27 protein-coding genes are annotated in these 25,622 nt (G+C 68.0%); 5 read left to right on the top strand and 22 right to left on the bottom strand.

The features are described from left to right. Positions 1-31: 31 nt before the first annotated feature. The 3 genes from ABIC65_RS07795 to ABIC65_RS07785 are packed head-to-tail and all read right to left on the bottom strand — an operon-like array spanning position 32 to position 5,695. A complete protein-coding gene (locus ABIC65_RS07795; RefSeq protein WP_354307932.1) occupies positions 32-1,459 on the bottom strand; it encodes an efflux transporter outer membrane subunit in 1,428 nt (475 codons plus the stop codon). Between the two features lie 2 nt (positions 1,460-1,461). Beyond that, positions 1,462-4,572: a multidrug efflux RND transporter permease subunit gene (locus tag ABIC65_RS07790; protein ID WP_354307931.1), complete on the bottom strand. Its 3,111-nt coding sequence runs from the start codon at positions 4,570-4,572 to the stop codon at positions 1,462-1,464. A 10-nt stretch (positions 4,573-4,582) separates the two neighbouring features. Further along, positions 4,583-5,695 (bottom strand): efflux RND transporter periplasmic adaptor subunit, encoded by a 1,113-nt coding sequence (locus tag ABIC65_RS07785; RefSeq protein ID WP_354307930.1) that lies wholly within the window; start codon positions 5,693-5,695, stop codon positions 4,583-4,585. Between the two features lie 140 nt (positions 5,696-5,835). On the opposite strand from ABIC65_RS07785, the gene ABIC65_RS07780 reads away from it, so the two are divergent. Both ABIC65_RS07780 and ABIC65_RS07775 read left to right on the top strand, forming a co-directional pair. Next, positions 5,836-6,513, top strand: a complete 678-nt coding sequence (locus ABIC65_RS07780; RefSeq protein ID WP_354307929.1) for a response regulator — start codon at positions 5,836-5,838, stop codon at positions 6,511-6,513. Beyond that, positions 6,510-7,574, top strand: a complete 1,065-nt coding sequence (locus ABIC65_RS07775) for an ATP-binding protein (RefSeq protein WP_354307928.1) — start codon at positions 6,510-6,512, stop codon at positions 7,572-7,574. The genes ABIC65_RS07780 and ABIC65_RS07775 overlap by 4 nt, the downstream gene beginning before the upstream one ends. 210 nt (positions 7,575-7,784) lie before the next feature. On the opposite strand, the gene ABIC65_RS07770 is transcribed toward ABIC65_RS07775, so the two are convergent. The 5 genes from ABIC65_RS07770 to ABIC65_RS07750 form a co-directional block, all read right to left on the bottom strand. Further along, positions 7,785-7,982: a hypothetical protein gene (locus ABIC65_RS07770; RefSeq protein WP_354307927.1), complete on the bottom strand. Its 198-nt coding sequence runs from the start codon at positions 7,980-7,982 to the stop codon at positions 7,785-7,787. 1 nt (position 7,983) lies between these two features. Next, entirely contained in the window at positions 7,984-9,066 is a 1,083-nt protein-coding gene (locus ABIC65_RS07765) for a retropepsin-like aspartic protease (RefSeq protein WP_354307926.1), read from the bottom strand. Between the two features lie 26 nt (positions 9,067-9,092). Beyond that, positions 9,093-9,674, bottom strand: a complete 582-nt coding sequence (locus tag ABIC65_RS07760; protein WP_354307925.1) for a DUF308 domain-containing protein — start codon at positions 9,672-9,674, stop codon at positions 9,093-9,095. A gap of 113 nt (positions 9,675-9,787) precedes the next feature. Beyond that, positions 9,788-10,429 (bottom strand): DUF1109 domain-containing protein, encoded by a 642-nt coding sequence (locus tag ABIC65_RS07755; protein ID WP_354307924.1) that lies wholly within the window; start codon positions 10,427-10,429, stop codon positions 9,788-9,790. Next, positions 10,419-10,949: a sigma-70 family RNA polymerase sigma factor gene (locus tag ABIC65_RS07750; protein ID WP_354307923.1), complete on the bottom strand. Its 531-nt coding sequence runs from the start codon at positions 10,947-10,949 to the stop codon at positions 10,419-10,421. The genes ABIC65_RS07755 and ABIC65_RS07750 overlap by 11 nt, the downstream gene beginning before the upstream one ends. Before the next feature lie 177 nt (positions 10,950-11,126). On the opposite strand from ABIC65_RS07750, the gene ABIC65_RS07745 reads away from it, so the two are divergent. Beyond that, positions 11,127-11,990 carry a LysR family transcriptional regulator gene (locus tag ABIC65_RS07745; RefSeq protein ID WP_354307921.1) on the top strand — a complete coding sequence of 288 codons (864 nt, stop codon included), beginning with the start codon at positions 11,127-11,129 and terminating at the stop codon, positions 11,988-11,990. On the opposite strand, the gene ABIC65_RS07740 is transcribed toward ABIC65_RS07745, so the two are convergent. From ABIC65_RS07740 to ABIC65_RS07705, 8 genes are all read right to left on the bottom strand, one after another. After that, positions 11,944-12,486, bottom strand: a complete 543-nt coding sequence (locus ABIC65_RS07740; protein ID WP_354307920.1) for a GNAT family N-acetyltransferase — start codon at positions 12,484-12,486, stop codon at positions 11,944-11,946. The genes ABIC65_RS07745 and ABIC65_RS07740 overlap by 47 nt on opposite strands. 30 nt (positions 12,487-12,516) lie before the next feature. Further along, the gene (locus tag ABIC65_RS07735; protein WP_354307919.1) at positions 12,517-13,470 is read right to left on the bottom strand and encodes an alpha/beta hydrolase; all 954 of its coding nucleotides are present in this window, start codon (positions 13,468-13,470) and stop codon (positions 12,517-12,519) included. Between the two features lie 100 nt (positions 13,471-13,570). Next, positions 13,571-14,101, bottom strand: coding sequence for a VOC family protein (locus tag ABIC65_RS07730; RefSeq protein ID WP_354307917.1), 531 nt, complete (start codon positions 14,099-14,101; stop codon positions 13,571-13,573). A 56-nt stretch (positions 14,102-14,157) separates the two neighbouring features. Further along, positions 14,158-15,006 carry an alpha/beta fold hydrolase gene (locus ABIC65_RS07725; RefSeq protein ID WP_354307916.1) on the bottom strand — a complete coding sequence of 283 codons (849 nt, stop codon included), beginning with the start codon at positions 15,004-15,006 and terminating at the stop codon, positions 14,158-14,160. A gap of 46 nt (positions 15,007-15,052) precedes the next feature. Continuing rightward, entirely contained in the window at positions 15,053-15,877 is an 825-nt protein-coding gene (locus ABIC65_RS07720) for an oxidoreductase (RefSeq protein WP_354307915.1), read from the bottom strand. A gap of 42 nt (positions 15,878-15,919) precedes the next feature. Continuing rightward, complete coding sequence (locus ABIC65_RS07715; protein WP_354307913.1) at positions 15,920-16,219, bottom strand: EthD family reductase; 300 nt, start codon at positions 16,217-16,219, stop codon at positions 15,920-15,922. 908 nt (positions 16,220-17,127) lie between these two features. Then, positions 17,128-17,928: a gamma-glutamyl-gamma-aminobutyrate hydrolase family protein gene (locus ABIC65_RS07710; RefSeq protein WP_354307912.1), complete on the bottom strand. Its 801-nt coding sequence runs from the start codon at positions 17,926-17,928 to the stop codon at positions 17,128-17,130. A gap of 4 nt (positions 17,929-17,932) precedes the next feature. Then, the gene (locus tag ABIC65_RS07705; protein ID WP_354307911.1) at positions 17,933-18,574 is read right to left on the bottom strand and encodes a peroxiredoxin; all 642 of its coding nucleotides are present in this window, start codon (positions 18,572-18,574) and stop codon (positions 17,933-17,935) included. A 274-nt stretch (positions 18,575-18,848) separates the two neighbouring features. On the opposite strand from ABIC65_RS07705, the gene ABIC65_RS07700 reads away from it, so the two are divergent. Both ABIC65_RS07700 and ABIC65_RS07695 read left to right on the top strand, forming a co-directional pair. Beyond that, positions 18,849-19,385 carry a thioredoxin family protein gene (locus ABIC65_RS07700; protein ID WP_354307910.1) on the top strand — a complete coding sequence of 179 codons (537 nt, stop codon included), beginning with the start codon at positions 18,849-18,851 and terminating at the stop codon, positions 19,383-19,385. 35 nt (positions 19,386-19,420) lie between these two features. After that, positions 19,421-20,137, top strand: a complete 717-nt coding sequence (locus ABIC65_RS07695; RefSeq protein ID WP_354307909.1) for a DOPA 4,5-dioxygenase family protein — start codon at positions 19,421-19,423, stop codon at positions 20,135-20,137. A 21-nt stretch (positions 20,138-20,158) separates the two neighbouring features. Here the strand turns inward: ABIC65_RS07695 and ABIC65_RS07690 are convergent, their stop codons facing one another. From ABIC65_RS07690 to epsC, 6 genes are read right to left on the bottom strand one after another with little or no spacing between them, the layout of a single operon-like run. Then, positions 20,159-20,956 carry a MetQ/NlpA family ABC transporter substrate-binding protein gene (locus ABIC65_RS07690; RefSeq protein ID WP_354307908.1) on the bottom strand — a complete coding sequence of 266 codons (798 nt, stop codon included), beginning with the start codon at positions 20,954-20,956 and terminating at the stop codon, positions 20,159-20,161. 10 nt (positions 20,957-20,966) lie between these two features. Further along, on the bottom strand, positions 20,967-21,632 hold the full coding sequence (locus ABIC65_RS07685; RefSeq protein WP_354307907.1) for a methionine ABC transporter permease: 666 nt from the start codon (positions 21,630-21,632) through the stop codon (positions 20,967-20,969). Continuing rightward, positions 21,629-22,597, bottom strand: a complete 969-nt coding sequence (locus tag ABIC65_RS07680; RefSeq protein WP_354307906.1) for a methionine ABC transporter ATP-binding protein — start codon at positions 22,595-22,597, stop codon at positions 21,629-21,631. Before ABIC65_RS07680 ends, ABIC65_RS07685 begins: the two co-directional genes overlap by 4 nt. Next, entirely contained in the window at positions 22,594-23,607 is a 1,014-nt protein-coding gene (locus tag ABIC65_RS07675; RefSeq protein ID WP_354307905.1) for an LLM class flavin-dependent oxidoreductase, read from the bottom strand. Before ABIC65_RS07675 ends, ABIC65_RS07680 begins: the two co-directional genes overlap by 4 nt. Further along, positions 23,604-24,521, bottom strand: coding sequence for an ATP-grasp domain-containing protein (locus ABIC65_RS07670; protein ID WP_354307904.1), 918 nt, complete (start codon positions 24,519-24,521; stop codon positions 23,604-23,606). Before ABIC65_RS07670 ends, ABIC65_RS07675 begins: the two co-directional genes overlap by 4 nt. Further along, on the bottom strand, positions 24,518-25,435 hold the full coding sequence (gene epsC, locus ABIC65_RS07665; RefSeq protein ID WP_354307903.1) for a serine O-acetyltransferase EpsC: 918 nt from the start codon (positions 25,433-25,435) through the stop codon (positions 24,518-24,520). The genes ABIC65_RS07670 and epsC overlap by 4 nt, the downstream gene beginning before the upstream one ends. Positions 25,436-25,622: the final 187 nt, after the last annotated feature.

Raw genomic sequence — 25,622 nt, 5'->3', positions numbered from 1 at the left:
TTCACGTCCGCCGCGCTGTGACGCGCGCAGGTTAGCTGCGATACGTCACCGGTCGATTCTCGAACGCCGTGTCCCCGCCCAAGGCGCGGTACAGGGCCGCTGATGCGGCAAGCTGGTCGCGGCGGGCGACAAGCGCGGCCTGCCGTGCGGCATAGGTGGTTCGCTGTGCGTCGAGCAGTTCGAGACGGCTGGTCTGCCCGGCGGCATAGGCCATGGCGGCCAGCGCGGTACGGCGTTCGGCGGCGAGGATGGCTGCGCCCTGTTCGGCTAGCTGCGTGGTATAGGTCGCCTGCGCGGCCAGCCCGTCGGCAACCTCGCGGAATCCTGTCTGGATCGCCTTCTCATACGTCGCGATTGCGCTCGACGCGCGCAGCCTGGCGAGGTCGAGAGTCCCGCGCAGTTCGCCGCCACGGAAGATCGGCAGGCTGATCGCCGGCGTGTACGACCAGCTGCGGTTGGCACCGCGGAACAGGCTGTCCAGCGCCAGGCTGGCAAAGCCGAACGCCCCGGTCAGCGATACGCGCGGGAAGAAGGCCGCGCGGGCTGCGCCGATATGGGCGTTGGCGGCGCGCAGCTCGTGCTCCGCCTGGGCGATGTCCGGGCGATGCATCAGCAGATCCGAAGGCGCACCTGCTGCCAATGCGGTGCGGATCGGCTGGTCGAACAGCGACAGCGCGGGCGGCAGATCGGCGGGCAACGGCGCCCCCACCGCAAGCGTCAGCGCGTTCGTTGCCTGCACCCGTTCGCGCTCGCGCTGGGCGAGATCGGCCCGCGCCTGCCGGACCTGCCCTTCCGCCTGGGCGAGATCGACGCCGCTCGCCTGGCCCGCCGCCCGGCGCAGGCGGGCGATCTCGAGCGATGCCTGCCAGTCCTCCAGCGTCGCGCGCGCCAGGACCAGCTGTTCCTCTGCGAGCCGCTCGTTCCAATAGGCCTCGGCGACTGCGCCGATCACCGCCAGCCGCACCGCCTGCCGCGCCTCGACCGAGGCTAGCCAGCGCTGCAGCGCCGCCGCGTTCATCGCGCGCAACCGCCCGAACAGATCGAGCTCGAAGCTCATCAGCGCCGCCTGTGCGGCAAACTGGCCGAATTCGAAGCCCGCGGCGCCGCCCCCCGGCGCCAGGCCGACCCCGGCGCCGGCCACCGACGAGGGCTGGCGCTGGCGGGCATAGCTTCCCTCCGCGTTGACCCCGGGTAACGCCTGCGCGCGCTGGACCCGCAGCTGCGCGTAGGTCGCCTCGGCATTCAGCGCGGCGATGCGCAGGTCGCGGTTGCTGTCGAGCGACAGCGCGATCAGTCGTTGCAGCCGCGGATCGCCGAACATGCCCCGCCATTCGGGCAGCGCCTCGGTACCGTCTGCGACGGGATAGGCGTCGCCAACGGGCGCCGCCGGCAGGGTCAGTTTCGGCGTCATCGAGCAGGCGGTCGTCGCCAGCAGCAGCACGAGCGAAACACGGCGCATCGTCATGCCTCCTTGCCTGCACGGCGCGTCTGCCAGCGCTCCGCCAGCCCCACCACAACCACGAAGAAGACGGGCACGAACAACAGTGCGAGCACCGTGCCGGTGATCATGCCGCCGAACACGCCGGTGCCGATGGCGTGCTGGGTCTCGGCGCTGGCGCCGTGCGCGAGCATCAGCGGCAGCACGCCGAGCGTGAAGGCCAGGCTGGTCATCACGATCGGCCGCAGGCGCACCCGGGCCGCGGCGATCGCGGCTTCGGCCAGGCCGCTGCCGTTCGCGCGATATTGCTTGGCGAATTCGACGATCAGGATCGCATTCTTGGCGCTCAGCCCGATGATCGTGATCAGGCCCACCTTGAAGAAGATGTCGTTGGTCAGCCCGCGCAGCGCCACGGCGGAGACCGCGCCGATCAGCCCCAGCGGCACCACCAGCATCACCGCGACCGGGATCGCCCAGCTCTCGTACAGCGCGGCCAGCACTAGGAATACCACCAGCATCGAGAGCAGGATCAGCAGGGGCGCCTGCGCGCCCGCCTCGCGCTCCTGGCGCGACTGTCCGGTCCACTCGATCGCGAAGCCGGGCGGCAGCTGCGCCGCCAGCCGCTCCATCTCGCGCATCGCATCGCCGCTCGAGGTGCCCGGCGCGGCGGTGCCGGTGATGCTCACCGAAGGATAGCCGTTATAGGTGGCGAGCTGCAGAGGGCTGGTGGTCCACACCGGCGTCACCAGCTCGGCGAGCGCTACCGTCTTGCCGTCGGCGCCGCGCACGCGCAGCCGCAGCACGTCGTCCAGGTTCATGCGATCCTTGGCGTCGGCCTGGACGATCACCTGCTGCAGGCGGCCCTTGTTGGGGAAGTCGTTGACATAGCTGCTGCCGAGCGCGGTGCCGATCATGTCGCTGATCGCGCTGAACGAAACACCCAGTGCGCGCGTCTTGGCCCGGTCGATGTCGAGCCGCACGCTGGCGCCGGCAGGTAGACCTTCCGCATAGACGCCCTCGAGCTTCTGGCTGTGCGCGGCGGTGGCGATCAGCGCGTCGCGCGCGGCGAACAGCGCCTGCCGTCCCTTGCCCGCGCGGTCCTCCAGCCGCAGCGCGAAGCCCGAGGAGGTGCCGAGTTCGTCGATCGCCGGCGGCAACATGCTCATCACCTGGCCTTCGTGCACCGCCTTCTGCATCGCCGCATCGGCAGCCGCGGCTTCCTGGCGGACGTCGGTGTCGCCGCGATGCCCCCAGTCCTTGAGGATGGTGTAGATCATCGCCGCATTGGGGCCCGAACCCGAAAAGCCGAAGCCCAGGATCGCCTCGGTCCGCTCGACGCCCGGCCGCCCCGCCATGTGGCGCTCGAACGCCTGCACGGCTTCCTGGGTGCGGGTGGCTGTGGCGTCGGCGGGCAGCTGGATGCTGGTCATGAAATAGCCCTGGTCCTCTTCGGGCAGGAACGACGACGGCAGCTGGGTGAAGGCCAGGCCCAGCAGGCCGAGCAGCGCCGCGAACACCAGCATCATCCGCAGCGATCGCTTGAGCAGCGCCCGCACCCAGCCCTGGTAGCGCCGCGTGGCGGCCTCGAACCTGCGGTCGAACCAGGCGAAGAAGCGGTTCTTGCGCGGCTCTTTCTCCACGGATTTGATCAGCGTGGCGCACAGTGCCGGGGTCAGCGTCAGGGCAAGGAAGGCGGAGAACAGGATCGATACCGCCATCGCCATGGAGAACTGGCGATAGATGGTGCCCACCGATCCTGCGGCGAGCGCCATGGGCACGAACACCGCCGAGAGCACCAGCGTGATGCCGATCACCGCCGGAGTGATCTCGCGCATCGCCTTGGCCGTGGCGTCGCGGGGGGACAGATGCTCCTCGTGCATCAACCGCTCGACATTCTCGACGACGACGATCGCATCGTCGACGATGATGCCGATCGCCAGCACCATGCCGAACATGGTCAGCACGTTGATCGAATAACCCGTCGCCAGCATCACCGCGATCGTGCCGAGCAGCGCAATCGGCGCGACGATCGCCGGGATCAGCGTGTAGCGGACCTTCTGCAGGAACAGGTACATCACCAGGAAGACGAGCAGCATCGCCTCGACCAGCGTCTGGACCACCTTCTCGATCGAGATGCGCACGAACGGCGCGGTGTCGAAGCCGGCCGACCAGCTCATTCCCACGGGCAGCGCGCGCGCGAGTTCGTCCATCCGCGCGCGCACCGCCTGCGACGTTGCGACCGCGTTAGCGCCGGGGCTGAGCTGGATGCCGACGGAGGCGGCGACCTTGCCGTTCTCGCGGGTGGCGTTGCCGAAGCTCTGCGACCCCAGTTCGATGCGGGCGACCTTGTCGAGCGTGACGCTCGATCCGTCGGGGTTCGCCTTCAGGATGACGCCGGCGAAGTCCTCGATCGTCTTGAGCTGGCCGTCGGCGGTGAGCGGCACCAGCACGCGCTGCCCCTGCGTGGTCGGCTCCGCACCGAGCGCGCCCGGCGCGATCTGCACGTTCTGCTCGGTGATCGCCGCGGTCACGTCACTCGCGGTAAGGCCGAAGCCGGCGAGCTTGGCCGGATCGATCCAGATTCGCATCGCGCGCTCGGCGGAGAAATTCTGGACGCGGCCGACCCCGGGCACGCGCTTGAGCTCGTCGACGATGTTACGGGTCATGTAGTCGGACAGCGCGACCTCGTCCTGCTGCCCGTCGGACATCAGGCTGACGAGCATCAGGAAGCCGGAGCTTGCGGATTCTACGGTGACGCCGGTCTGCCGCACGACCTGGGGCAGCCGCGCCTCGATCGCCTTGAGCCGGTTCTGCACGTCGACCTGCGCCATTTCCGGGTCGGTGCCCGGGCGGAAGGTGGCGGTGATCGAGGCAGAGCCGGAACTGTCGGCGGAGCTTTCGAAATAAAGCAGGTTCTTTACGCTCGAAAGCTCGCGCTGAATCAGCGAGACGACGCTGTCGTTCAGCGTCTGCGGCGTGGCACCGGGATAGCTGGCATAGATGCTGACGGTCGGCGGCGCGACGCTGGGGAAGCGCGCGACGGGCATCTGCGGAATGGCGAGCACGCCCGCCAGCACGATCGCGATCGCGATGACCCAGGCGAACACCGGGCGATCGATGAAGAAGTGCGGCATGGTCCTGTCCTCAGCCCGCGCTGCCATCGCGCCAGGGGAGCTGCTTCACCGGGGTGTTGGGCTGCACCCGGTCCTGCCCTTCGACGATCACCACCTCGCCGGCGCGAAGCCCGGACAGCACGACGTAGCGGCCGTCGACGATCGGCCCGAGCTGCACGCGCCGGTGATGCACGCGGTCCTGCGTATCCACCACCGCGAGCTGCGCGGCGCCGTCGTCGGCGCGGGTGACGGCCTGTTGCGGCACGGTCAGCGCGGCAGGCATCGGCGCGCGCGGCAGGCGGGCGCGGACGAACATGCCCGGCAGCAGGCGCTCGCCGGGATTGGGGACTTCCACGCGGACCAGTGCGTCCCCGGTCGCCGGATCGACGGCGACGCCCGAAAACAGGATGTGTCCCTTGATCGGATGTGTCGCACCCGACGCCAGGACGATCTCGACCGGACCGGCACTGCCGCCTGCTGCCCGCCGCGCTGCATAGCGCTCGGCTGGCTGGCGGACGTCCACATAGACCTTGTCGATCTGCTGGATGGTGGCGAGCGGCGTGGCGTCGCCGGCAGTGACCAGCGCGCCTTCGGTGAGGTTCGCGGCGCCGATCCTGCCTGCGATCGGCGCTGTCAGCCGCGCGAAACCCAGGTCGATCTGGCGGCGGTGGAGCGTCGCGCGGGCTTCGGCGAGTTCGGCGGCGGCCTGGTCGCGCGCGGCGACGGCATCGTCATAGCTCTGGCGGCTGATCGCATCGGCGGCGACCAGTGGCTTCAGCCGCTCCGCCTGAGTCCGCGCGCGGGCATAGGCAGCGCCCGCCTTCTGCAGGGTCGCGCGCGCCGTATCGGCATCGGCGCGCAGCGGCGCCGCGCCGATCTCGAACAACACCTGCCCCGCACGCACCGTCGCGCCCTGCTCGAACCTGCGACGCTGGAGGATCCCGCCGACTTGCGGCCGCACCTCCGCCGTGCGGAACGCGACCACCCTGCCGGGCAGCTCGTCGGTGGAGATCACGGCGCGCGGGGCGACACGCAGCGTCAGCACCTCGACCTCCTCGGTGGAAGGGAGCGGCGACGTATCGGCAGTGCAGGCGCCCAGCGCACCGGCGACCGCCAGCGCGAGGGGCAGGGTTCGGGGAAGCATTCGAGCCATCATGCCAGCGCCTATCCGCGCGTCCGGTTGCGCCTCCGTCGACATTGTGTGGAGGCTTTGTGGAGGCGCACTGGCGGCGCTTCCGCTTTGACTGATAGGGATCGCACCATGCCTGCCGGAGCCCGCCCCGCATGAACCCGCTTGCCCTGATCGCCGAAGACGACAAGGACATTGCCGACATCCTGCGCGCCTATCTGGAGCGCGAGGGCTTCCGCACCGTGCAGGCCGGCGATGGCCGCACCGCGCTGGACCTGCACCTGGCGCTCAAGCCCGACATACTGCTGCTCGACATCACGATGCCGCTGGCCGACGGATGGGAAGTGCTGTCCGAAGTGCGGCGTCGGGGCGGCACGCCGGTGCTGGTCCTCACCGCGCTCGATCAGGACATCGACAAGCTGCAGGCGCTGCGCATCGGGGCCGACGATTATGTCGTCAAGCCGTTCAACCCGGTGGAGGTGGTGGCGCGGGTGAAGGCCGTGCTGCGCCGCGCGGGGCCCGGGGCCGCGGGCGGTGTGCTGCGGATCGGCCCGGTCGAGATCGACACCGTCGCGCATATCGTCCGCACCGATCGGGGCGAGGTTGCGCTGACGCTCACCGAGTTCCGCCTGCTGTCCCATATGGCCCGCACGCCCACTCGTGTCTTCAGCCGCAGCGAACTGCTCGACGCGTGCCTGCCGGGATCGGATGCGCTCGATCGCACGGTCGACAGCCACATCAGTAAGCTGCGGCGCAAGCTGGACCAGGCGGGCGCCCCCGACATGCCGGAAGGCGTCCGCGGCGTCGGCTACCGGCTCTGGTCGCGCGCATGAAACAGCGGATCAGCCTTACCCGCCAGCTGGCGCTGGTGATGGCGGCGCTCGCGACAATGGCGATCGTCGCCACGTCCGCGACCTTCTACATCGTCTACGCGGTGCTCGAACGGCTGCACATCCTCGCCCCGCCGCCGCCCGGAGCCGATGACTTCACCGGCCTCGACTTCGGCATCCTCCTCGCGGGCTGTCTGTTCGGCGCGCTGCTGGCGCTGGGTATCGCGCTTTGGGTATCCAGGCGGATCGTTCATCCGCTGCGCGCTCTGGGAGAGGCTGCGCGCAATATCGCCGGCGGGGATCTGGCGACCCGCGTGGAGGAGATTTCGGACGCGCATGGCGAGACGGCGCTGCTGATTGCGGACTTCAACGCGATGGCGGGGCGGTTGCAGGGCATGTCCGAGGATCTGTCGACCTGGAATGCCCAGATTGCGCATGAACTGCGCACCCCGCTCACGATCCTGCGCGGGAGGCTGCAGGGGGCACAGGACGGCGTCTTCGCGCTCGACGCACAACTGATTGCCGGACTGCTGCAGCAGGTCGACGGCCTTACCCGCCTCGTCGAGGACCTTCGCAGCGTCAGTCTGGCGGACAGCGGGCGGTTGGACTTGATGCTGACGGAGGTGGATCTCGCGGCGGAGGTGGAGGCGCTGGCGCCAATCCTTATTTCCATGCTCACGCCCGCGGGTTTCGGCCTGGCGCTGGATCTGCAGCCCGGATCCGTCCAAGCCGATGCCGGTCGGCTGCGCCAGGCGATCCTTGCGCTCGTCGAGAATGCGCGCCGCCATGCCGATCCCTGCGTGATCCGCATTCAAACCTACTTCACCGACGCAACCGCTTCCGTGAGCGTCATCGATGAAGGGCCGGGCCTTCGTGCTGGCTTCGAGAACCGGGCGTTCGATCCATTCGCGAGGGACACACAGCGCACGCAGGGCACGGGATTGGGGCTCGCGGTTGTCCGGGCCATCGCGCGCGCCCATGGCGGCGATGCCGCATACGGCCGGACCGGCACGGGATCCATTTTCAGGCTAACCTTGCCCGTGGCGGGCCGTAACAGGGGCTAGCCCTTCAGCTATAAAACGGCGATCGATGACAGTTTTCTAGCAAAGCTGCCTTCCAGAGGCCGGCTGTCTCATGACCATTTCTGGTCGACAGCTGCCGGCCGTTCAGAGGGCGAAGCGGTCATTGGGTGGTGATAAGCTCAACATCCGCTATCGCCAGGAGCAGACATTCAGCGGTCAATTGCACAGGCGCTGAACGAAGCGAGCCGCACATCAATTCGAAAGCTCTGGCCCGAGCAACAGCCGCATCGCACGAAAATCGAACGTGTAGCTGCCCCTGACCGTCAATGCGGGCTGTCCTAGATTGCCAAGAACGGGCGCCGTCGTGTCGCCCTCCAACGTGACGGCCACATCCTGTTCGGCCACCGTCGCGGCCCCTGCGGTGATCATCAGCCGCGGTTCGATCGCCACATCACCTTCGGTGCCGCCACCCAGGCCCAATGTCGTGTCTCGCTTCCTCGACCAAATGCGCGCGGTCGGCGAAGCGGGTAGCATAGCTCGCATGGAGGCTGCTTCGGTTTGCCCCGGTGTCGATGCTCACCAAACCCTTGCGCCCCGCGATCTCCACCTCGGCCACAGGCGTCAGCTGCTTCATGAACAGCCTCGCTCCCGATCTGAGCAACGGACCCGCCCGATCGATCGCGAACGTGCCGTCGGCATCGATCCTGAATCGGCCTAGCTGCGCGAGCGCAGGGCAGCCGAGTATCGCCTCGATCTGATAGCCGCCTAGCGGAGACCGGATGAACAATGCACTGTCGGGTACAACGATTGCCACTAGATTCCGAAGGATCACACCGCCAAGCGGAAGCCTGTGTATGACAGCGATGCGTGTCGGAACCGAATGGCCCGTCAAACCAACCGCTCGTGCGCCGGTGTCGCGAACCGCCAATTGCATCCGTCGGGCCGCGCTCTCGGTTACAACGGAAAGGTTGGCACCTGTATCGATGTTCCACGAAAGCGGGACGCCGCGTACCGTCAGATCGACATTCCGCGTGCCCAGCACATTGCGGTAACTGCGCAAGGTCGCCGTGCTGCTGCCTGTCGCCTTTGGTCTGGACACGTCACGCAACACCGCCGCCGTTCCGATCGCCTCACGCAGATCGGCAAGTTCGTCGGGATCGGCAGGGTCGCCATGGGCCGCAAGCCACCGCACGATCAACGCATATTCCTTCCTGTACGCGCCCTGCCGGGCATAGGAGTCGAGCAGCGCCCTGAATGCGGCATGTGCCCGGGGAGAATGGATTTGTTCCAATGTCGCCAAGCATCGCGGGAGCGATGTCGTCGCTTCCTCGAGGCGGTTGTCGCGCTCGGCGATGATCCCCTCGACCGCGCAACGCTCGGCGCCCTTCGGCATCGCCTGCGCCAGCCTCCGCGCCTCGGCCATGTCCCATCGCGCAAGCGCGGCGTCGACCGGTAGCAGGTTCTCGGCTGGCGAGGCGGCATTGGGGGGCGTCGCGGCGGCAGCCGCCACGGCAAGAATGGCCTGCACCACCATGCCATGGCCTCCCAATCCCAGCCCGCTCACGCTGCGACGGCCTTAGCGCGGCGACGCACGTCGCTGATCGTCAGCGAGACCGCCGAGACCAGGAAGTAGAAGGCGCCGAACGCCGCATAGGGTGCAATGTCGGCAATGCTGACCGGGGCGGCGCCCGCCGCCTTGCTGAGCATGTGCGCGCCGGCCAGGCCGGACTGGGCACCGCTCAGGATCATCGCCCATTGCGCGCCATAGGATTTCCAGCGCCGCACGCCGGTGAGGAGCTGGAACAAGCCGGAGAGCACCGCCCACACGCCGAAGATCTGGAGGACCGCGTGCATGCCGTGCGGGAGGGTCACGGCGACCGCGATGGCAGTCACGATGCTGACGACGAAGTTGAGCATCTGGCTCTTGTTCCGCGCCAGGCCGCCGCTCCGGCGGGCGTCGAGATAGTTGGCCAGCGCGTCCCAGGCCGGATAGGCGACGAGCAGCACCGCGGCCAGCGGCGGCATGGTCCTGGCAACGGCGAAGGCGAGGACGACCCAGATCGCGGCGACGGCGAAGCGCAGGTAATAATAGGTCTTGAGCCAGTCGCGGTCCGGGGACGTCGCGTCGGTGACGGTCTTCATGGCTTGGTTCCTTTCTGTGATGCAGGCGCACGTCTCCCGCCCGGCTAGCCGGGTGGGTCGATCGTCGGCGGTTCAGGCAGCGTGCGGCCGGCGATCGGCCGCGCGCGTGATGGTTAGAGGCGGAAGCGTTGCGGCAGGCACCATCGCGCCACGGCCGCCACGGCGGTGCACCCGACGCTGTACCAGACCACCACGTAGAGGGGATCGTTGAACGGGCAGCAGAATGCGAAGACGAAGGCGCCGCAGGTCCCGGCGGCGATGCCGCTCGCGAGCGCGCTCAGCCCGGGCTGGGTCGGCGCCGCCCGACGCATCAGCGCCCCGAGCAATGCGAGGATCGGCAGCGAGAGCACGAAGATCGAGGTTGCGCACCGCATGCCGCTCACCGGGTTGATACGGTCGAGCAGCCCCAGCTCGCCCATGCCCGCGGGCGTGACGAACGCACCGCCGACAATGGCCAGCACAGCGAACGCGCAGGCGAGCATCAGCCCTTGCCGTGGTCGTGCCGTCGGCGAAAAGGATCGGACCGCCAGCATGCAGGCAGCCAAGGCGAGAAGGCCGAGGCTCGCCACCCGCCACATCAGATGCGGCGCCCAACCCATATGATGCATGTCGGCGCGCATCAGGCCCGTAGCCGGGGCAAGGGCGAGTTCCACCGCGCACAGCGCGAGGAGCAGCAGGCCTTCGCGGACCATGCTGCGCCGCCTGACCGGCGCGAGGTCGGATGACAGGTCGAGGATCAGGGCTTCATTCGACATCGGGGGTCTTCTCGATCAATGCCGTCAGGCGGGCGAGCCCGCGGTGGATGTTCATCTTCACGGCCGACGGGGAGAGGCCGGTCTGGGCCGAGGCTTCGTCGACGCTATAGCCCTGCACCTTGACCAGAAGGATCGCCCGGGCCTGGGCCGGGCGGAGCTGGTCGAGCAGGCTGGCAAGAACCGAGCTGCTGACCACCGCCGCCTCGTGATCGGCGATGGCGATCGCGTCGGGCAGTTCGTCCGCTGAGCGGCGCGCCAGGCTGCGTAGCTGGTCCACCCATTTGTTCTTGGCGATCGCCGCCAGCCACGGAGCGAAGGGATAGCGCGGGTCATAGGTATGGCGCCGCCGATGGATCGCGAGCAGGGTTTCCTGAACGGCGTCGTCGACCTCGCCAGGCGGCAGCCGCCGCTCGAAATAGCGCAGCAGCCATTCCGACGTCTCTGCCAGCAGCCGCCGATACGCGCCGCCATGCCCATTCTGGGCCGCCTCCATCAGGCCGCTCCAGCTGTCGGGCGCCATGCCGAAAGGCCGTGCGCGCGCGGACTGTGGCGCGCCCGGGGGCGGCCTTGAGATGAGTCTCGAAAGAAAGTCCGGGCGCATGAATCCTTATTCGCCGGCGACGCGAGCCCGGTCACTCTGCGTCGAACTTTTCTGCCGGAGGGTGTACCCCGCCTTGGCAACGCGTAAGGACAGGGGATGGAGTGGAGCGACGTCCGTATCTTCCTGGCCATAGTGCGCGCCGGCACGCTGGGCGGCGCGGCACGCGCGCTGCGCCTCAGCCATCCCACCATCGGCCGGCGGCTGCGCGCGCTTGAGGCGGCGACGGGCCAGACGTTGTTCCAGCGCACTGCCGAGGGGCTTATCCTCACCGAGGAGGGGAGCGCCATCGTGTCGCTGGCCGAGCAGATGGAGGAAGGTGCGCTGGCGATGGAGCGTCGGCTTGCCGGGCAGGAGCAACATCTGCGCGGCTGCCTGCGCATTTCCTCGGCCGACTGGTTCGGCGCCTATGTGCTGCCCCCGATCATCGCCGACTATGCGCGCGCCCATCCGCACGTGGACGTCGAGATCCTGACCGGCACGCGCCTGTTCAGCCTTGCGCAGCGCGAGGCGGACATTGCCTTCCGGATCGTGCCCTTCGACACCTCCGACATCGTCCAGCGGCGGCTGGCCCGGCTGCACTACGGCGTCTACATCGCCGCGGGCGCGCCCGAGCCCGTGTTCGGCGACGGCACCGGCTTCCGGCTGATCACCCATGATACCTCCACGGGCCATTTTCCCGACATCGCCTGGCTCCTGGAAAGCTTCCCCAAGGCGACGACAGTGATGCGCTCGAACAACCGGAATGTGCAGGCGCGCATGTGCAGACAGGGGATCGGTATCGCCGTCCTTCCTCGCGCCGTCGGCAGCCAAACCCCGGGGCTGCGCCTGCTCGACCTGCCGGAGGCGCCGCCCAGCCGCGACATCTGGATGGGCTATCATCGCGATCTCAAGCATCTGCAGCGTCTCCGCGCGTTCATCGCGGTGCTGGAGCAGCACCTGCGGGAGGTCGGGCCGGGCTAGCCAACAGGACGAACGGTCTTTGCCGGTAGGAGAGATCCTTGATCCGCCGGAGTCCCAGCTTTTCGGCAAGCTTCAGCGAGGCAAGGTTGACGGGCTCGACTAGGCAGGCGACGCGGTCATGGGGCGTGGCCTGTGCCAGCCAGCGCAGAAGGCCGGTCATCGCCTCGAACGCCAAACCCCGCCCGCCGCCGTCGGACGAGAAAAGCCACGAGGCTTCGGGGACGCTGTCGAGCATCGGATCGACGCCACGCCTGAAGAAGCCCGCCCCGACTTCGCCCACGACCCGGTCGCTCGCCCGTTCGACGACGGCGAGCGTGCCGAAGCCGAAGAGGCTCCAATGGCCCGCGCAGCGTAGCACCCTTGTCCAGGCGCCTTCTTCGGAATCGGGGAGATTGCTGATGAACCTGCGCACGTCGGGATCCGCCGACAGCGCCAGAATCGCCGGCACGTCGCCGGGTTCATAGGGACGCAGGAGAAGCCGCTCGGTGTCGATCATAGGGGTCCTGGAAGAAATGGGTCGACGGCCTCAGCTGTCGCGCAGGCAGGTGCGGACGAAGCGGACGAGCTCGCCGCTCAGCTCCAGATCCTCCGGCGTGCCGCTCAGGAAGCCGCCATGCGGCATCGCCTCGAAGACGTGAAGCTCGGCAGAAACGCCGGCGCGACGCAGGGCGCGATGCATGCGCACGGTGTTGGAGAGGAATAGGTCGCGGGTGCCGGATTGGAGCAGCGTCGGCGGCAGTCCGGTCAGGTCGCCGAACAGCGGGGAGAGCGCGGGATCGGAAAGGTCTGCGCCGTCTGCATAGAGCAGGTTCGCCGCGCGCAGCGGCAGGGGCAGCATCAGATCCACCAGGCGGTTCACTGCGAAACTGTCCCCGGACTCGGTCAAGTCCACCTCGGGGGACAGCAGGACGAGACCGGCGGGCATGGGAAGCCCCGCCTCCCGCGCCCGCAGCAGCATGGCGACGGCGAGGTTGCCGCCTGCGGATCTGCCGCCGATCACCACGTCCGAAGGCTTGTGACGCTCGAGCACATGGACATAGGCCGCCAGCGTATCGTCCAATGCGGCAGGATAGGGATGCTCGGGCGGCGTCCGATAATCGACGCCGTAGCAGCGCACGCCGTGCAGGTCCGCCTGCATCTGCGCGCCGACCCGGCACGCCTCGCCCCCGCCAAATACCAGCGCGCCGCCATGCAGATCGAGATAGGCCCCCTCGGCGATGGTCGCGGTCTCGGGCGTGGCGATGTGGACGGGCGCATCGCCGATCTGGACGGTCTCGACGCTGGCGCGCACACTGCCCGCAAGACTCTTGACGCCGGCGGCATAGTGCGCATCCACCGCCGCCTTGATCCGAGCCCAGCCCTCATGATCCTCTGGATCGGGCAGCGGGTGCTTGGCATTGATCGGCAAGCCGTCGGCATCGACGAGACGGTCCAGCACGGCGCGCGCCTCCGCGCTGATCGAGCGAGGCGCAGGAAGCACGCGGGCGGGCAACCGCACACCAAAGCTTTGTTCATCCATGAGCGGCGGCCTCCTTAGGGTTCTGGTCTGCGAGGAGGATGCGGGTCGATCCTCCGATTTTTCAGGCTTCGTCCTGCCACCTGCGCAGATCGGTCTGGTCATGATAGGCCATGCGATCCGGCGTGGTGATGAACTCCATGGTCGTGCCCCAGGGCATGCGGCAATAGCAGACCTTGTTTCCGGGACCTTTCTCGGTCGCATAGGGAATGGCACGCGGCGCCGTCAGCGGGGTGCCGCCCGCCTTCTCGAAACGCGCGACCGATGCCTCGATATCATCGGTGTAGAGCGCGAAATGGGTGATGCCGAAGTCGCTCGCGCGGATCGGCTGGGCCTGTTCGGGCCCGTGCATTTCGAAGAGCTCGATATCGGGTCCGGTGCCGATCTTGACCATTGCCTGCGCGCGAACGACCGTACCCGGAAAGGCACCCACGGCGCGCTCGAATTCCGGACCTCGCCGCGGCGGGTCCTGCGGGCCGAACGACTGGTAGATCAACTGGGCGCCAAAGGCCTCCGCCAGGAAGGCTTTGGCGGCTTCGATGTCGGGCACCGTGATGCCGATATGATTTACGCCGCGAATGACGGGTGCGGTCATGGCAGTCTCCTTCGTTGCTGGTTCGATTGCACGCGGGGATTGGCCCGGGCGCCGGTTCAGCCGGCCGTGAGGAAGTCGATCAGCGCGGCTGCGACTTCCTCCGGCCGCTCGTCCGCAACATAATGGCTGCACCGCGCGATCGCGCCGCCGGTCACCTTGGTGGCGAACTCCTCGAGCATCGGCACCATCCGCGCACCGAAGCGCTGGTCTCCGCCGAGGCCGAGCACCGGCATCTCGAGCGGCTGCTTCTTGTACGCGAGCGCGGCTTCATGGTCGGCGTCGAGCGTGCGATACCATTCCATGCCGCCACGGGTGCGGCCGGGAAGCGCCATCGCCCTCGCATAGATCTCGATGTCTGCCGGATCGAAGCTGCTGTGGTCGTAGAAGCGCTCGGCCATGAAGGTGGCAATATAGTCCTGTTCCCGGCCGTGGAGCAGGCGTTCCGGCAGGTCCCGGTTGGCATGGAAGCCGAAATGCCAGAGGCCTGCGGTGGTCGCCTTCCACTGGGTCCAGCCGGGAAGCGGCACATCGAGGACCGCCAGGTGGGTGACTGCCTCTCGGTGGAGGGCGGCCTGCGCCAATGCGATCATGCCGCCGATATCATGCCCGCACACGGCGTAGCGTGCGTGGCCAAGGGCAGCCATGACCCCATGCGCATCAACCGCCATGGTCGCCTTGTCATAGCCGCCCTGCGGGCAGTCGGAGAAACCCGCACCGCGCAGATCGATCGCCACCACGCTGAAACGCTCGGCGAGCCGCGGCATCACCTGGTGCCATTCCCACCAGGTCTCCGGCCAGCCGTGAAGCAGCAGGATCGGTGGGCCGGAGCCGCCGGTGACGGCATTGATCCTGATGCCGTTCGCCGGCACCAATTGCTGGGCAAAGCCCGGCAGCGCTGCGATCATGATCGCTCTCCAATGGGATCGGAAGGTTCAGGCGGGGCGGGGGGCTTCAGGGCGCGTCGAAGTCCGTGGCGATCGTGACGTCGCGCCAGGCGTCGATGTCGCGACGGAAGGCGGCAAGCTTCCGCTCGGCGATCGCGTGCGCCGCAGGGCCGAGCGGCAGGTGGAGCGGGGCATCCTTAGCGTCGACCGCCCGCAGGATCACCGCGACGGCCTTGTCCGGATCGCCTGCCTGGTTGCCGTTGCCCGTCTCGCGATACTGCTTGCGCGAGCTTGCGGCATAGTCGGGCATTGCGTTGGCCGCCATAGCGATGGATCGGCCCAGGAAATCGGTGCGGAAAGGCCCGGGTTCGACGATCAGCACGCGGATGCCGAACGGCTTCAGTTCGCCGGCAAGCGCCTCGGAAATCCCTTCCACGGCGAATTTGGCGGCATGGTAATAGCCCCCGCCACCCCGGCCCTCGATCCCGGCACCCGACGACATGTTGACGATCACTCCCCCCGAGCGCCGCAGGACCGGCAGCGCGGCTCTGGTGGTCTCGATTAGCCCGAAGACGTCGACCTCGAACATCGGCCGATATTCCTCGGGCGTGGCTTCCTCGATCGCGCCGAACAGCGCGTAGCCGGCATTGTTCACGAGCACGTCGAACCCGCCGAAGCGGTCGACTGCTTGCGCGACGACTGCCCTGGCTGCCGCCGGATCGGTCACGTCCAGCGGCAAGGTGAGCATCCGACCATCGAACGGCTCGGCCATAGGCGCGATCGTCTCGACATTGCGCGCCGTAGCGACGACCCGGTCGCCGCGCCGTGCCGCGGCGAGGGCGAGCCGTTGGCCGAAGCCGCTCGAGCAGCCGGTGATGAGCCAGGTTTTCATGACATACGCTCCACTAGTTTTCAGACGATGACGGCACGCCGCTCAGAGCGGCTGCAGGACGCTACGCCGGGGTTGGACGGCGGTGACGATGGCGACGTCCGCCATGACTCGAGCCGTCTCCGGCGCCTGGAGCGCCGCTTCCATGGCCGCCACGTCGCGGAAGTTCACGACGCCCACGGCAATCAGTCCGGCGCCGTCCTCTTGCGGGAAGAAGCCGGCGGCACTGACGAGACCGTAAGGCGCCCAACTTTCTCGCACGAGCGGGAAGTGCACGTTGATCCAATGATCGCGGTCGAACGGCGTGTCCGCATCGCCCGCATAGGTCACCAGCATCGTGATCATCCTCGAAGTCCTTGTTCGCGAGCGCCCGAAACTCCCGCCGCGCTCTGCTACCGCGTAGGGCTCGATCGGCTCCTTTCCGACGATGACGCCAATTTAGATGCTTGAATTTGTTCTTGAACGGCCAGCATTGCACGCTTGCCGTTCAGATTTGTGCGGGTGGTGAACACGCACTGCGCCGACAGCGTGTGCAATCCGCCGTCTGCGCATCTCCGTCGGCGCAAATTCTTCAGACCGGCCTCAACCGCCATCAACGCAGAGTTCGACCTCGGTTGAGGCGCGTACACTGTGATCGTCCGGCGCCAAGTGCGAGCGCCAGGTTATGGCAGATGCTGCCGTTCAGAGCCTGACTGGAGAGCGACGCATTCTGGTCGGGAGCGGACTGCCGTAGTCTGAGGCAAGCCTCGGGTCCAATGGTAGGGCTCGGCACACGGCGTTCCGGTCCGCGCCGCCAACTGCACCAGAGCAGTAGCGAACTGCACCAGACGGGCACTGATGCCAATGGCTGGAATAGGGAGCGCTAGCGACCGATCCCGCACGGACTGAGATAGCGGGCGGCACCCCGCGGTGAACGGGCGACGGGCTCCGCCTAGGAGTTCCTCCTGCTTGAACAGATATGACGGCGCTAAACGGTTGAGAGACCCACGCGGAAGAGTATTTCGAATCGGACCTAAAACGTACCAAAATGGTTCTCCGGGCGAGGAGCGTGTCCGGATTTCGGACCGAACTTTTGGTGGCCCATGAGTGCGCCACGAACTTTCGACTTGTCAGGAGATGGCGATTTTCTGGAGCCTTCGACGTAGATGCAAGTCTTGGCCAGCCGGATCGCATCGTGCGTAAACTCCCGCCCTGCGGCGCTTCGAAAAAGGGAGGGGTAGAACGTCGGATGTCGTGGATGGCGCTGCAGCTAATCAGTGCCCCTGCGGGTAGCGTGGCGATGTGCCCGCTCCCGCGAACGCGATTGGCTGCAAAGCCTTCCCGATCCGCTCGAAGAACCTGCGATCGGTAGGTGTGCGCGCGCCGTTCCATTCCGGGTGCCATTGGACCGCGAGCACCTCGGCGCCGCAGGGGCGCGCGGAGATCGCCTCGACGAGCCCGTCCTCGGGCGATAGCGCCTCGATGGTCAGGCCCTCGCCCAGCCGATCGATGCCCTCGCGGTGGACCGAATTTACGCGGACCCAAGCGTCTTGCGCAGTTCCGCCGAGCAGACCGCCGGGCGCGAGGGTTACGTCATGTCGATGGTCGAACAGGGCGTCGAACGGCAGGTCGCCGGCGCGGTGATGCTCCTCGCCGAGGTCGCGGCGTAGCGAGCCGCCGAACAGGACGTTGATCTCCTGGAGCCCGCGGCAGATTCCGAACACCGGCCGGCCGCTTTCGATCATCCGCTCGGTCAGGGCAAGGGCAACCCGGTCGCGTTGCGGGTCCGCGTGCGATTCCGGTGTCGCATGCCCGCCATAATGGTGCGGTTCGACGTCCGACCTTGAGCCTGTGAGCAGCAGTCCGTCCAGCCGCCCGGTGAGCGCCGCCACATCGGCGACCTCCACCAGCGCCGGCACCAGCAGCACCGTCGCCCCGGAGATTCGCGACAGCGGCTCGATGAAGCGACTGGCCACCGCCTGGATCGGCCGGTCCGCCACTTCGTTGCAGCAGAGCACGCCGATCACCGGCCGCTGGGCGGCCGGCGAGGGATCGCGGCGGACGAAGCGAGCCACGCGCTCAGTCCGCCGCTTCGGGCTGCGGCACGGTGCGCAGATAGGGAGTATGCTCGGTCCATCCCGCCGGGAACAGCGCCTTCGCCTCGTCGGCACCGAGCGACGGCAGGAGGATCACATCGTCGCCCTGGCGCCAGTCGGCCGGAGTCGCGACCTTGTGCGCGTCGGTCAGCTGCAGGCTGTCGATCGTGCGCAGCAACTCGTCGAAGTTGCGGCCGGTCGAGGCGGGGTAGGTGAGGGTGAGGCGCACCCGCTTGGCCGGATCGACCACGAACACGCTGCGCACCGTGTTGGTGTCCGAAGCGTTCGGATGGATCAGGTCGAGCAGCGTCGCCACGCGGCGATCGACATCGGCGATCAGCGGAAAGTTGAGCGCAGCGCCTTGCGTCCGCTCGATGTCACCGGCCCAGGCGAGGTGCTGGGCGACGGCATCGACCGACAGGCCGATCGCCTTGACGTTCCGCTTGTCGAACTCGGGCTTGAGCTTCGCGACCGCGCCTAGCTCGGTTGTGCAGACGGGCGTGAAATCCTTGGGGTGGGAGAACAGCACGACCCAGCTGTCGCCTGCCCAGTCGTAGAAGTTGAGCGGGCCCTGCGTCGATTCCTGGGTGAAGTCGGGGAAGGTGTCGAGAATCTTGAGCGACATGGAATTCCTCCTATGGCCGACGACCGGCAGGCACTAATCTCCCTTATATAGATGGGAATTGAAGCGAAGAAATTATTGGGGTCGCTGAAGCGGCCTGGTGGGTATGCGGATCCGCGCATTTCTACCCGATCGGGCGCGCGAGGGCGGCGGGGTAGCGCACCGGCGTAAAGCCGGGCTTGAAGGCGGGCACAGTTTTTATACGTTCAAATCCCACCAAAGGAGTGGGAGTTTGTCTCTCGATACGTCGCGCGTCTCGCGCCAATCAGGGGGCAATATGCAACTTTCCATCACCGCTGCACTGTTCGCTTGCGTCCTCGCGCTGCCCGCCGCTGCGCCGCCGCCGGATCGGGCGCCGGCGCTCGGCATCGCCAGCTTCGAAGCGCTGCCCAAGCCGCTGCCGCTGCCCAAGCCGCTGCCGCTGCCCTATGACGAGAAGGCCGATGCCGAAGCGGCGGTGAAGGCGGCCAAGGCGCGTGCGCTCAAAGCGCACAAGCTGCTGCTGATCGACCTCGGCGGCAACTGGTGCCTGGATTGCCGTCTGCTCGCCGGGACGATCGAGCTGCCCAAGCTCAAGCCGTGGGTGGCGCGGCATTATGAGGTCGTCACCGTGGACATCGGCCGGTTCGATCGCAACCTTGCGATCCCGGTCCGCTACGGTGTCGGGTCGCGGCCGGAAGGCGTGCCGGCGCTGCTTATTGTCGATCCGAAGACCGACAAGCTGCTGAACGGCGGCCGCGTCTCGGCACTGGCCGATGCTCGCAGCCTCACGCCGCAGGCGCTGGCCGACTGGCTGGCGCAGTGGACGCGCTGAGGCGTCCTTCAAGCCAGCCGTTTCCGGGGGGAAGCATGCACGAAGAAACCATCGTTCCGAACAGCGCCGAGGATCAGGCCTGGGCCGATCTGCTGTCGCCGACGCGGCGCGGGCTGATCACCGGCTCGACGCTCGCGGCGGCGGGGCTCGCCGCCAGCGGGTTGGGTGCCGGGGTGGCGGAAGCCCAGAGCCAGGCCCCGCTGGGCGATCCCAACTTCCGCCCGATCGTCTCGCCGCGCGACGTGGGCAAGAGCCCCTGGGGCGACAAGACGGCGCTGGAGCCTGCGACGCGCCCGCTTAGCATCCGTCCCGAGGGGGGCCACGGTCTGCCCGACCGCCCGCGGCCCTACACGGCGGTGAAGAGCTACCACGCCCATATCTATTTCGATGAGGACAATTATCCCAAGGCCGCGCGGCTGCGCCAATGGGTGATCGAACGCTTCCCGGTCGAGCTGGGCAACTGGAACCTAACGCCGCGCGGGCCGCATGTGACGCCGTCCTTCTATTTCGGCTTCACCAATGACCTGCTGCCGGTGGTTGTGCCGTGGCTGCAGCTCAACAGCCTGGGGCTGACGATCCTGCTGCACCCCAACACCGACGATCCGCGTGCCGACCATCTCTACTATACGCTGTGGGTGAACCGCTCGCAGCCGGTCAACGCCTTCAACTGGAAGAAGGCCGGCGAGCTCGGCGCGGAGCCGGTCGAGCGGATCTATCCCAATATCCGCCCGACCCCGCCGCTGGAGGTCTGATCCTGCGGGACGTCGTTCCGGTCAGAAGGCCGGGACGACGGCGCCGTCATATTTCTTGGCGATGAAGGCCTTCACCTCCGGGCTGCGCAGCGCCGCGACCAGCTTCTGCACGCGCGGATCGTTCTTGGCGCTTTCCGGCCCCACCACGAAATTGACGTACGGGCTGTTCTTGTCCTCAATCGCCAGCGCGTCGCGCGTCGGGTTGAGCTTGGCGTCGAGCGCATAGTTGGTGTTGATCAGCGCGAGGTCGACCTGACCCAGCACGCGCGGCAGCGTCGCCGCCTCCAGCTCGCGGAACACGAGGCTGCGCGGGTTGCTGGCGATGTCCTTGGGCGTCGCGGTCACATTCTTCGGGTCGCGCAGCGTGATCAGATGCTCGCGGGCGAGCAGTTGCAGCGCGCGCCCGCTGTTGCTCGGCTCGTTCGGGATCGCGACCGTGGCGCCCTTGGGGAGCGCGTCCAGCGACTTCCAGCGCCGCGAATAGGCGCCGAACGGCTCGACATGCACGCCCGCGATGGTGACGAGATGCGTGCCCTTCGCCTTGTTGAACTCGGCGAGATAGGGCCCGGTCTGGAAATAGTTCACGTCGATCCGCCCTTCGGCGACCTGGACGTTGGGCTGGACGTAGTCGTTGAACACGCGCACATCGAGCTTGAGGCCCTGTTTCGCCAGCGTCGGCTTGATGAAATCGAGGATCTCGGCGTGCGGCACCGCGGTGGCGGCGACGCTGAGCGTGTTCGGGTCGGCGGGCTTGGCGGCCTTGCCGCATCCGGCGAGCGCGAGGGCGGTGGCGAGCGACAGGAACAGGCGACGGTGCATGGAGGGGATCCTATGTGCGGGTGAAGCGGCGGACGAGCGCGTCGCCCGCCATCTGAAGAAGCTGGACCAGCGCGAGCAGCAGCGCGACGGTGACGAGCATCACGTCGGTCTGGAACCGCTGATAGCCGAAGCGGATGGCGAGATCGCCGAGCCCCCCGGCACCAACCACGCCCGCCATCGCGGTGAACGAGACGAGCGCGATGGCGGTCACCGTCGCCCCCGCGACGATGCCCGGCAGCGCCTCGGGCAGCAGCGCGCGCAGCACCAGGTCGCGGGTGGTGGCGCCCATCGCCTGCACCGCCTCGATCGTTTTGCGGTCGACTTCGCGCAGCGCCGTCTCGACCAGCCGGGCGAAGAAGGGGGCGGCGCCCACCACCAGCGGCGGGATCGCGCCGGCGACGCCGAGCGAGGTGCCGACCAGCAACACGGTGAGCGGGATCATCACGATCAGCAGGATGATGAACGGCACCGAGCGCAGCAGGTTGACCAGCAGCGCCAGCGCGCCGTTCGCCACCCGGCTCCGCCACGGCCCGCCGGGCCCGGTGAGGAACAGCAGTACGCCGAGCGGCAGCCCGATGAGCAGGGTGAGCAGCAGCGATCCGCCGAGCATGACCAGCGTGTCGAGCGTCGCCTGAACGATCTCCGCCCAGTCGACATGCGCGAAGAACCCGCTCATGCCGCCACCGCCCCGAGGCCATGGAGCGCGGCGAGCGCCGCCCTTGTGTCGCCGCCGGACAGGCCGAGGGTCAGCTGGCTGAAGCGCTCGTCCTTGAACTGGCCGACACGGCCGTCGAGGATCGCGACATCGGTACCGGTCTCGCGCGCGATGCGGCTGATCACGGGGGCTGCCACCGCATCGCCGCGGAGCGTCAGGCGCAGGACGGGGCCGTCAAAGGGGATCGGGGTCGCCTCCGCCTCGTCCTCGTGGAGCAGCGCGCGGGTCTCGGCGGTGCCGGGGGCGAGGAAGATGTCCGCCACCGCGCCGCGTTCGACCAGCCGCCCGGCATGGAGCACCGCGACGCGGTCGCACACCTGGCGCACCACCTCCATCTCATGGGTGATCAGCACGATGGTGAGGCCGAGCTCGCGGTTGAGATCGGCGATCAGCGCGAGGATGCTGCGCGTCGTCTCGGGGTCGAGCGCGCTGGTCGCTTCGTCGCACAGCAGAATGTCCGGCCCGGTCGCGAGCGCACGGGCGATGCCGACGCGCTGCTTCTGGCCGCCCGACAGCTGGGCAGGGTAGCGCGCGCCATAGTCGGCAAGGCCGACCCGGGCGAGCAGTTCCGGCACCCGCGCCCGGATCGTCGCGGCGTCGGCGCCGGCGATGCGGAGCGGCAGCGCGACATTGTCGAACACCGTGCGGGCGCTCAGCAGCCCGAAATTCTGGAAGATCATGCCCACCCGGCGGCGCAGCGCGCGCAGCCCGGTGCCGTCGAGCGTCGCGAGGTCGGTGCCGTCGACCAGCACCCGGCCGCCGCTCGGCCGTTCGAGGCCGTTGAGCAGCCGCACCAGCGTCGACTTGCCCGCGCCCGAGCGGCCGATGATGCCGAACACCTCGCCACGGGCGATCTCCAGATCGACCTCGGCCAGCGCGGCGCGGCCGGCGGCGTATTGCTTATGGACATTCTCCAGGCGGATCATGCGGCGATCACCTGCGCGGCAAAGCGTTCCATTTCTTCCTTCTGCGGGCTCATCTGGAGGAGCAGCAGGTCGAGCCCCGCGTCCTCATATTCGGCGATCCGTTCGCGCAGCTGCTCGGGCGTGCCGACCAGATTGGGGCGCAGGCCCCGGTTCGAGACCGAATATTCCTGGATCTTCAGCTCGCGCTCGAGCTGAGTGCCCGACAGCCACTGGTCGAAATTGGCATAGCCGGCCGGCAGCGCCTGGACGTCGGTGATCCGGGCCAGCTCGCGCTGCGCCTCGGCTTCACTGTCGCGGACGATCGCATAGGCCGCCATGCCGAAGGTCATGCGTGCGCCGCCGGCATCGGCGCGGCGGGCGCGCATGTCGGCGATCTTGGGCGCGATCGCCGACACCGGATCGCCGTGCATCACATAGGCGTCGCAGCGCCCGGCAATCATCGTCTTCGCCGCCTCGCTTTCGCCGCCGGCATAGAGGACCGGTGCGTGGAGCGGCTTGGGCGCGCAGATCGCCTGGTCGGTGCGGTAGAACTGCCCCTCGAAGCTGAACCGTTCCTCGCGCCACAGGCCTTTCACCACCTCCAGCCACTCGCTGGTGCGGGCATAGCGATCGTCATGCTGGTCGAACTGCAGGCCATATTGGCGCGCTTCGTCGGCCCACCAGGAGGAGACGACGTTGAGCGAAAGCCGTCCGCCCGAGATCCGGTCGATATTCGCCGCCGCCTTGGCGAACAGCGCCGGCTGGTGGAAGTTCGGTCGCACCGCGACCATGATCTCCTGGGTCCGCGTCACCGCCGCGATCGCCGCCGCGGTGGACCAGGCATCAAGTGCCGGCTCGGTCACGCCCTTGATGTCGTTGAGGTTCAGTTCGGCGATCAGGGTGAGGTCATAGCCGATCTGCTCGGCGCGGACCGCGAGGTCGCGGGCATAGTCCCAGCTCGCTTCCATCTGCTCGTCGGCGACGTTGCGGAGCCAGCCGCCGAACACCGGCATCCAATAGCCGTACCTCATGCCCGCACCTTCGCGAGCTGGGCTTCGAGCCAGTCGACCAGCCGTTCGTGCGGGTCCCAGCCGAGAATGTCGAGCGGGTTGGCGACGAAATTGGATAGCGCATTGATGTCGTAGAAGCGCGGCGTGCCGTCGCGGTCGTCGATCATCACCTCGATTCCGCCAATATCGAGCTTGGCCGCCTGCGCGATCGCCTCGGCGGCCTGGATCAGCGCGGCATCGGGCCTGGCCTCGGTGAGCGTGATCGCGGGCTTGCCGGGGGTGGCTAGGCAGACATCCGCGGGGCAGAGGTCGAAGCTGCCGCCGCCATCGACGTCGATCGCGTAGAGGAAGCGGCCGCCCAGCGTCTCGATGCGGGTGATCTTGCCGCCGCGCACGGGGACATATCCCTGCACCAGCAGCACGCGGTCGATGCTCTCGGGCACGGTGCCGGCGGCGACCGCCTCGGCGAGGCTGGCGGCATCGTCATAGCGGATGATGCCCGCGCCCGAGCCGCCGATATTCGCCTTCACCACGATCGGGAAGCGCAGATCCGATGCGGCAGCGGGCAGGTCGGCGGCGCGGTGGACGACGCGGGTCGCGGGGATGGCGAGGCCGAGCTTGGCGATCAGCGACAATTGCCGGGCCTTGGAAGCATCGACGGCTAGCGTCCCCGCACCGTTGAGCACGCGCGCGCCGGTGCCAGCCCAATGCGCCATCAGCGCCTGGGTGTAGAAGATCGGATGCTCCGGCTGGCGCAGGAAGCTCGACATGGCGATGCGGTTGAACACCAGCGGGGCAGGGGGCGCGGTATCGGCCGGGTCATAGGCATGGCCATCGGCATGGAGCGCCAGATAGCCGATGCCGCGCCGGTCCAGCGCCGCGAACAGCGGCTGGAACCAGGCGGGATGTTCGTAGAGCACGGCAAGGTCGGTCATTGGGGTCCTGGGTGTTGCGGCCGCACGGCCGGTTCGGAGGCTTCGACGATGCTGTCGGGCGGTACGTCACGGCGCAGCCAGACATTGCCGCCGATCTGCGAGCGCGCGCCGATGGTGATCGGCCCCAGCAGCACCGCGCCGGGGAAGATCGCGACATCGTCCTCGATCGCCGGATGCCGCCGCTGGCCGGAGGACGCTGTGTGCGTGCCGATCGCCTGCGGGTCGCCGCCCAGCGTCACGCCTTGGTAGAGCCGCACCCGGTCGCCGATCACCGCAGTCTCGCCGATGACGATACCGGTGCCATGATCGAGGAAGAAGCTGCGGCCGATCTGCGCGGCGGGGTGGATGTCGACGCCGGTATCGGCATGGGCGACCTGCGCGATGATTCGCGCGACCAGCGGCGCGCCGGCCAGGTGCAGCCGGTGCGCGATCCGGTGGTGGATGATCGCCCCGAGCGAGGAATAGGAGAGCAGCACCTCGTCCACGCTGCGCGCGGCGGGGTCGCTTGCGAACCCGGCCTCGACATCGGCATCGAGCTGCCGGCGCAGTTCGGGCAGCGCCGCCGCCAGTTCGCCGACGATCCGCTCGGCCTCGAAACCCTCGTCCTGCGCGGTGATGCCGGGCGCGGCGATCCGCAGCTCGAGCGCTACCTGCGCGCCGAGCTGCGACAGCGTGGATTCGAGCGTCGCCGCCACCCAGGCATTTTCGTTCGATGCGGTCAGCTCGGGCGGTCCCAGCCGCAGCGGGAACAAGGCGGCACCCAGCTGGCGCAGGATCTTGGCGAGCGCGCGCCGGGAAGGGAACTGGATGCCGTGCTCGGCATGGCGGGCATAGGCAGCGCGCCATTCGAGCCGCGCCGCCTGCAGCGCGTCGATGACGGGATCGAGCCCGCGATGGATGTCGACCGGCGCCATGGCCTCTCCTCCCATAGGGTGCCGCGATTACGGCGCGGCGGAATCCCTAGTGCAACGATAGGATTGTTTTCCGCAAGCTGGCTGAGAGAAGCCGCCCCCTAGTTTTTCTTTTTTGCCGAGTATTGCGATGGGAATTACCCCGCTGTCGCCGGCCATTAATCTGACAAATCGGGGGTCCTTGATGCCG

The sequence above is a fragment of the Sphingomonas trueperi genome, from assembly GCF_040545665.1.
GTDB lineage: Bacteria > Pseudomonadota > Alphaproteobacteria > Sphingomonadales > Sphingomonadaceae > Sphingomonas > Sphingomonas trueperi_B.
This window is presented reverse-complemented; position numbering and strand designations above follow the sequence as displayed.

Coding starts and splice junctions, on each gene's coding strand:
- ABIC65_RS07795 (WP_354307932.1), bottom strand. CDS start 1,459: ATGCGCCGTGTTTCGCTCGTGCTGCTGCTGGCGACGACCGCCTGCTCG.
- ABIC65_RS07790 (WP_354307931.1), bottom strand. CDS start 4,572: ATGCCGCACTTCTTCATCGATCGCCCGGTGTTCGCCTGGGTCATCGCG.
- ABIC65_RS07785 (WP_354307930.1), bottom strand. CDS start 5,695: ATGCTTCCCCGAACCCTGCCCCTCGCGCTGGCGGTCGCCGGTGCGCTG.
- ABIC65_RS07780 (WP_354307929.1), top strand. CDS start 5,836: ATGAACCCGCTTGCCCTGATCGCCGAAGACGACAAGGACATTGCCGAC.
- ABIC65_RS07775 (WP_354307928.1), top strand. CDS start 6,510: ATGAAACAGCGGATCAGCCTTACCCGCCAGCTGGCGCTGGTGATGGCG.
- ABIC65_RS07765 (WP_354307926.1), bottom strand. CDS start 9,066: ATGGTGGTGCAGGCCATTCTTGCCGTGGCGGCTGCCGCCGCGACGCCC.
- ABIC65_RS07760 (WP_354307925.1), bottom strand. CDS start 9,674: ATGAAGACCGTCACCGACGCGACGTCCCCGGACCGCGACTGGCTCAAG.
- ABIC65_RS07755 (WP_354307924.1), bottom strand. CDS start 10,429: ATGTCGAATGAAGCCCTGATCCTCGACCTGTCATCCGACCTCGCGCCG.
- ABIC65_RS07750 (WP_354307923.1), bottom strand. CDS start 10,949: ATGGCGCCCGACAGCTGGAGCGGCCTGATGGAGGCGGCCCAGAATGGG.
- ABIC65_RS07745 (WP_354307921.1), top strand. CDS start 11,127: ATGGAGTGGAGCGACGTCCGTATCTTCCTGGCCATAGTGCGCGCCGGC.
- ABIC65_RS07740 (WP_354307920.1), bottom strand. CDS start 12,486: ATGATCGACACCGAGCGGCTTCTCCTGCGTCCCTATGAACCCGGCGAC.
- ABIC65_RS07730 (WP_354307917.1), bottom strand. CDS start 14,101: ATGACCGCACCCGTCATTCGCGGCGTAAATCATATCGGCATCACGGTG.
- ABIC65_RS07725 (WP_354307916.1), bottom strand. CDS start 15,006: ATGATCGCAGCGCTGCCGGGCTTTGCCCAGCAATTGGTGCCGGCGAAC.
- ABIC65_RS07720 (WP_354307915.1), bottom strand. CDS start 15,877: ATGAAAACCTGGCTCATCACCGGCTGCTCGAGCGGCTTCGGCCAACGG.
- ABIC65_RS07715 (WP_354307913.1), bottom strand. CDS start 16,219: ATGATCACGATGCTGGTGACCTATGCGGGCGATGCGGACACGCCGTTC.
- ABIC65_RS07705 (WP_354307911.1), bottom strand. CDS start 18,574: ATGTCGCTCAAGATTCTCGACACCTTCCCCGACTTCACCCAGGAATCG.
- ABIC65_RS07700 (WP_354307910.1), top strand. CDS start 18,849: ATGCAACTTTCCATCACCGCTGCACTGTTCGCTTGCGTCCTCGCGCTG.
- ABIC65_RS07695 (WP_354307909.1), top strand. CDS start 19,421: ATGCACGAAGAAACCATCGTTCCGAACAGCGCCGAGGATCAGGCCTGG.
- ABIC65_RS07690 (WP_354307908.1), bottom strand. CDS start 20,956: ATGCACCGTCGCCTGTTCCTGTCGCTCGCCACCGCCCTCGCGCTCGCC.
- ABIC65_RS07685 (WP_354307907.1), bottom strand. CDS start 21,632: ATGAGCGGGTTCTTCGCGCATGTCGACTGGGCGGAGATCGTTCAGGCG.
- ABIC65_RS07680 (WP_354307906.1), bottom strand. CDS start 22,597: ATGATCCGCCTGGAGAATGTCCATAAGCAATACGCCGCCGGCCGCGCC.
- ABIC65_RS07675 (WP_354307905.1), bottom strand. CDS start 23,607: ATGAGGTACGGCTATTGGATGCCGGTGTTCGGCGGCTGGCTCCGCAAC.
- ABIC65_RS07670 (WP_354307904.1), bottom strand. CDS start 24,521: ATGACCGACCTTGCCGTGCTCTACGAACATCCCGCCTGGTTCCAGCCG.
- epsC (WP_354307903.1), bottom strand. CDS start 25,435: ATGGCGCCGGTCGACATCCATCGCGGGCTCGATCCCGTCATCGACGCG.